Below are 4,704 nucleotides of genomic sequence, written 5' to 3'. Positions count from 1 at the left end.
TGCATTCCGTGATGATGGCCGTATGATCAATGGCCTGAAGTTCATCAAGGACAATGGCACTGGATTAAGTGTTATTGCTGATGATGATGAGAATGGACATGATTTCGATACAGAAGATGGATTCGATGCACATGCACCTGAGATGGAAGTAATGGGCTATAGCTGCTACTACTTCGGCGGCGGCGATGACGGTGCTATGAAGACTGGCAAGAACACCATTACTATTGATGGTGAGAACTTCAGCTTCTACTTCGAGAAGTCCGGTTCTAAGAAGGGCCAGGGCGTAACAGGCGAGCAGGATGATAAGTATTATCAGTCTGGTAAGCTGATCAAGTCTGGTTCTGATGAGAAATATCAGGTAGTAGTTAAGGATACCAATGCTACTTCTGAGACTTATAATCAGTACTCCAAGCTTGATGATGCACAGGCATTCATTGGTGTAATGCGTAATGCAAACAAGCTCACAGAGGGTGTAAATGCTGCTAATGTAGCTAAGCTCCAGGAGCTGGGCGTAAACAAGAAGGTGGATGATCTGGCAGAGCTGTATCTCTTTGATAATGTTGACAGCGAGAGCTACTTCCTTGTAAATACTTCTGGTAAGGTAATCGATACCAATTCCAAGAGCAAGGATGGCAACGACTACGTATATGTAGTGAAGAAGAACGGTGCTAAGCCTGGTAAGATCGTAGCAATCTACGTAGAGGACTAATTAAATAGTCTAAGCTTTATGGTAAATAATTAAGGGGGAAGGCGTTGTGGCTGATAGGTTTATTCAGCTTGCAGCGCCTTTCTTTTGTTAAGGAGGTACATGATAGTGAGAAAAAAGATACTGATACTGGGATTAGCGCTTATAATGTCACTGTCCCAGGCACCGGCAGCCTTTGCTGAGGAGGCATCGACCACCATGGAAAACTGTGGAGCCTATTTGTTTGAATGGCGTCCTGTGGATTGTGGAAATGGCCGGTATTTTGCAATCCTGGTGGGAGGAAACACAATCGTTGAGAGAAATGTAATCCTCCGAAGGGGTTTTGATTATGGTTATACTTTTTATCCCAGCATTTATCCGAGAACCTGGGGAGAGGTTCCGGCCCTGGTAAATGCAAATGGCATGTGGGCAATACCGGAGAACCAGCCCCTGCTTCCAGAAGGAACTCAGCCTACACTGACGATTACTTTGGTTACAAATAATAAAAACCTCCCGTTTAAGGAGCGGTACATCGATGTGGTGTGTTTGCCAGGAGGAGTATCCATTTCGGAGCTTCCGCCAGAAGTAAAAAAATATCTGATCAGTGTAGATGGTGAAGATATAGGAGCTTATGATGATGACAGCGTAACAAATGGCTGGATCAAAGAAGATGATGGTACGTACCGCTATCGTAAGCCGGATGGAACTTACGTGAGCAATGGCTGGCTGAATATTGAGGATGAATCCTATTATATGGATGCTAACGGTATCATGCTTGCCGATACCATGTCTCCGGACGGTTATTATATCAATGCAAGTGGACAAAAGACAAAATACATTCCGGGTTGGACAGAGAATGAGCGCGGCAAAAAATATGTACTGAAGAATGGATATTATGCCGCTTCCACCTGGGTAGAGGATACAGACGGAAAATGGTACTATTTTGATATGGCTGGTTACCTGCTGAAAAATGATACAACACCAGATGGACATTATGTAGATGAAAACGGTGTATGGGATGGCCAGGAAAGCACGATTGTGGAAGATGTTACAAAATACGGTCCGGCAGGAAAGACAGAGCCTGAGGCGGCAGCGTATTGGGAACAAACGGATGATGGCTGGAAGTATAAGCAGGAGGATGGAACCTATCGGACAAACGGCTGGGCACAGAGCGCAAATGGAGGATGGTACTATCTAGGTGCGGATGGCCTGATGCTTACAAGTCAGACAACGCCAGATGGCTATTATGTGGACGAGAATGGCCTATGGACTACAGATGCTGTGTCATCTGAGGCAGAAGGAAACGCGGACGGAGGGGAAGCTGCTTCTGAATCAGAAGAGTCAGAAACTTCTACAGAGTCAGATAATACCTAATCGGTCAAAGGCAATGAGACTGTCCTTATTGAAGATATTCAATTAATTAGAATAAGATATGACTTTTGCTATTAAAATAAGAGGATCGCAAGAGTTAATTAACTGTTGGCTTAGCCCAACATCGTAAACTTAAGAGACTACTATTCTTATGTCCGTTATTTTTTAGATGTAAAAAAAGTCCATACCTTTCCCATGGAATTGTATGGACTTCTTTCAAAAGTATTTTTGGTTGTTTTTATATTGATTTGAGATATTCTTTTTTCCGTTTCTTTCCTGGTAATTTTCTTTGACATAGAATATATTCTTCCATTTTTGTTTGCAGTTCAAAAAGCAATTTACCATTTTTGACAGGCAATATCCATCGGCACTTCTGCTTTACTTCCATCGATTACGCTCTGCCAAAGGAGGATCTGACAGTTTTTTAAAAGCTTTTGTATTCTTTCAATATAAGCTCCCCTCATATGCACCTCTGCCTAAATTTTATTATAAATAAAAGAATCTGCCTATCTCAAAGCAGATTCTCTTAAGTTTACAATGTTTGGCTTAGCTTAGAGGTTTCACGTTATAGCTTAATCTAGTATGAGAACGATTAAATAGCTATACTGCCCTAAATCAGTCAATTATTATCTGTTTCCGCGGAAGCGTTTGTCTCGCTAGTTTCAGAGGCGCCAGCTTCTTCTGCCTCAGATGGCGCGGCATTTGTACTCCACAGACCATTCTCGTCTACATAATAGCCGTCTGGAGTTGACTGGCTCGTAAGCATCAGACCATCTGCTCCCAGATAATACCAGCCTCCGTCTGCACTTTGTGCCCAGCCGTTTGTCAGATAGCTTCCATCTGCCTGCATATATTTCCAGCCACCATCGGTCGCTTCCCAATAAGCTGCTTTCTGCGGCTCTGCTTTTCCTCCCGGACCATATTTTGTGATATCCTCCACGATCGTAGTGGCCTGGCCGTCCCATACACCGTTCTCATCCACACGATAGCCGTCCGGCGTTGTGTCATTTGTTACCAGGTAGCCGCTCATGTCGAAGTAATACCACTTTCCATCCGTGTCTTCTACCCAGGTGGAGGCTGCATAATATCCATTCTTCAGTACATATTTTTTGCCGCGCTCATTCTCTGTCCAGCCTGGAATATATCTTGTCTTCTGCCCGCTGGAATTGATATAATAGCCGTCCGGTGACATAGTATCGGCAAGCATGATACCGTTAGCATCCATATAATAGGACTCATCCTCGATATTCAGCCAGCTGTTGGTTATGTATGTTCCATCGGGCTTGCGATAACGGTAAGTGCCATCATCCTCCTTGATCCAGCCGTTCGTTACGCTGTCATCATCCTATGCTCCGATATCTTCTCCAGTCACGCTGATCAAATATTTCTTTACCTCCGGCGGGAGTTCTGATATAGATACTCCGCTTGGCAGGCACACCACATCAATATACCGCTCCTTAAAAGGAAGATTCTTATTATTTGTAACCAAGGTAATTGTCAGCGTTGGCTGTGTTCCCTCCGGAAGGAGCGGCTGATTCTCCGGTATTGCCCACATGCCGTTTGCATTTACCAAAGCAGGGACCTCCCCCCAAGTTCGTGGATAAATACTTGGATAAAAGGTATATCCGTAATCAAAGCCTCTGCGAAGAATCACATTTCTTTCATTAATCGTATTGCCGCCTACCAATATTGCAAAGTACCGTCCATCTCCGCAATCCACCGGACGCCACTCAAACAAATAAGCCCCACAGTTTTCCATAGTAGTTGAGGCTTCCTCAGCCAAGGCTGCCGGAGCCTGGGATAATGACATTACTAATGCCAGCCCCAGAATCAATATTTTTTTCCTCACTATTCTATACCTCCTTAACAAAAGGAAGGCGCTGCAAGCTGAATAGACTTATCAGCCACAACGCCTTCCCCCTTAATTATTCAATATAATACTTCAGCAATTCAATTAGTCTTCTACGTAGATAGCTACGATCTTACCAGGCTTAGCGCCGTTCTTCTTCACTACATATACGTAGTCATTGCCGTCCTTGTTCTTGGAATTGGTATCAATTACCTTACCGGAAGTATTAACAAGGAAGTAATCCTCAGCATTAACACCATCAAAGATATACAGCTCGGACAAATCATCAGCCTTCTTGTTTACGCCCAGCTCCTGAAGCTTAGCTACGTTAGCATCATTTACGCCGCTTGTAACAGTAATTGCTGCGTCATCATTTGCTGCACCAATGAAATCCTGTGCATCCTCCAGCTTGGAGTAATTTCCATTAGCATCCTTTACTACTACCTGATACTTCTCATCAGAACCAGACTTGATCAGCTTACCAGACTGATAATACTTGTCATCCTGCTCACCGGTTACGCCCTGGCCCTTCTTAGAACCAGACTTCTCGAAGTAGAAGCTGAAGTTCTCGCCATCAATAGAGATGGTGTTCTTGCCAGTCTTCATAGCGCCGTCCTCACTGCCGCCAAAGTAGTAGCACTTGTAGCCCATATCTTCCAGCTGGGGAGCATGAAGATCGAATCCATCCTCTGTATCAAAATCATAAGTCTCATCGTCATCTGCGATAACGCTAAGGCTGCCGTTGCTGTCCAGGATGAACTTCAGCCCATTGATCATACGGCCGTCATTACGGAATGCG

1 protein-coding gene and 3 pseudogenes are annotated in these 4,704 nt (G+C 44.3%); 2 read left to right on the top strand and 2 right to left on the bottom strand.

Annotated elements, in window-relative coordinates:
* A pseudogene (locus tag LIZ87_RS21870) lies at nucleotides 1-709 on the top strand (argininosuccinate lyase); the annotation flags it as partial.
* Between the two features lie 102 nt (nucleotides 710-811).
* Nucleotides 812-2,059: a choline-binding protein gene (locus LIZ87_RS21865; RefSeq protein WP_178314443.1), complete on the top strand. Its 1,248-nt coding sequence runs from the start codon at nucleotides 812-814 to the stop codon at nucleotides 2,057-2,059.
* A gap of 616 nt (nucleotides 2,060-2,675) precedes the next feature.
* Here the strand turns inward: LIZ87_RS21865 and LIZ87_RS22975 are convergent.
* Nucleotides 2,676-3,905: pseudogene (locus LIZ87_RS22975) on the bottom strand (choline-binding protein).
* 105 nt (nucleotides 3,906-4,010) lie between these two features.
* Nucleotides 4,011-4,704, bottom strand: a pseudogene (locus tag LIZ87_RS21850) (argininosuccinate lyase); the annotation flags it as partial.

The sequence above is a fragment of the Lacrimispora sp. 210928-DFI.3.58 genome (genome assembly GCF_020554865.1).
Taxonomy (GTDB): Bacteria; Bacillota; Clostridia; order Lachnospirales; family Lachnospiraceae; genus Enterocloster.
The sequence above is the reverse complement of the archived record's forward strand: the minus strand, read 5'-3'. Positions and strand labels throughout refer to the sequence as shown.